Annotated in this window: 1 protein-coding gene; it reads right to left on the bottom strand. The window is 58.1% G+C overall.

Going from position 1 to position 1,443, the window contains the following annotated elements; all coding sequences use genetic code 11:
* Positions 1-31: 31 nt before the first annotated feature.
* A protein-coding gene (locus tag BLR92_RS19465; RefSeq protein WP_089730949.1) for an IS3 family transposase occupies positions 32-1,392 on the bottom strand; the annotation gives its coding sequence in 2 pieces (ribosomal slippage) (positions 32-927 and positions 927-1,392; 1,362 coding nt in all).
* Positions 1,393-1,443 lie beyond the last annotated feature (51 nt).

Genomic DNA, 1,443 nt, shown 5'->3' with positions numbered 1-1,443 from the left:
TGAACTGACCCCCAATAGTTGGACGGTTCATTTAGCCGGCGCTCAAGGCCTGAGTCCTGTACTGTACGGGGCTCAGGCCTTTTAGCTTCACCTTGATGCGTTCGTGGTTGTAGTAATGGATGTACTGGTCGAGGCCCTGCTGCAACTGCCCAATGGTGTCGAATCGGTGCAAATGGAAGTACTCGGCCTTCAGGGTGCCGAAGAAACTCTCCATCGCGGCATTGTCCAGGCAGTTGCCCTTGCGTGACATGCTCTGGGTCAGCGCCTGTCCTGCCAACAGGGCACGATAGGCGGGATGCTGGTAATGCCATCCCTGATCAGAATGCAGCAGTGGCCGGTCCGATTCTTTCAAGCGGGCAAAGGCCTGCTGCAGCATGCGCTTCACCAGTGAGAATACGGGACGCCTGCTGATCTGATAGGCCATGATCTCGCCATTGTAGAGATCCATGATGGGGGACAGATACAGCTTCTGTCCGTCGATGTTGAACTCCGTGATGTCGGTCACCCACTTCTGGTTCGGTCCTTCTGCCTGGAATTGCCGGTCGAGTACATTGGGCGCCGCATGTCCCACTGCCCCTCGGTAAGCGCGATACCGCTTTGGACGAACCAGGGACTTCAAGCCCAGCTGTTGCATCAAGCGCTGGACGACCTTGTGGTTGATCACTTCACCTGCCTGCCGTAGGACGGCAGTGATGCGGCGATAACCATAGCGCCCTTTGTGGCGGTCGTAGATCGCCCGGATACGCGCCTTCAGGGGTGCGTACGGGTCATCGGTGCCCAGGGCCTTGACCTGGTAGTAGAATGTGCTGCGCGGTAGCTCTGCCGCACGCAGCAGCAGAGCCAGCGAATGCTCGTGCCTTAACCCTTGGACGGCTTGGGCTTTCTGCTCTGCGTTGCCGCCCGCTTCTCCCGGATCAAGGCATCGAGCTTTTTTAGGTAGGCGTTCTCCGCCCGCAGATACGCCAACTCTTCGAGCAACTCCTTATGGGAGCGCTCTTCATCAGGCGGAGGGGATGGTGAAGGCGGCTTCTTGGTCATCGGGCGGCGTCCCTTACGCTTTGGCGCTAACGCAGTCAGACCACCACTATGGTACTGACGCTCCCATCTGCCAATAGCGCGGCGCTCACGGATATCGAACAGGGCCGCAGTCTGACGATGTGACAAGCCATCTCGCCACATCCTCTCAAGTACTGCCAGCTTGAAAGCCGCACTGCGGTGTGTGTATTTCTTGCGCAGCCCCGTCACGCCATGCTGCCGGTAGTTGTCCAACCATTGCCGTACGGTGGACGCATCCAGGCAGTGCTGACGTGCCACTTCCCTTAAGCTGGTCTCCTCACGTAAACACTGCTGCACCACCCGCAGCTTGAACCACTCGTCGTACCGATTGCTCATAGAAACACCCCGAAGGTTGGATTGGGTGTCCAACTTTCGGGGTGCAGTTCA

The organism is Modicisalibacter muralis, from assembly GCF_900102945.1.
Classification (GTDB): domain Bacteria; phylum Pseudomonadota; class Gammaproteobacteria; order Pseudomonadales; family Halomonadaceae; genus Modicisalibacter; species Modicisalibacter muralis.
This window is presented reverse-complemented; position numbering and strand designations above follow the sequence as displayed.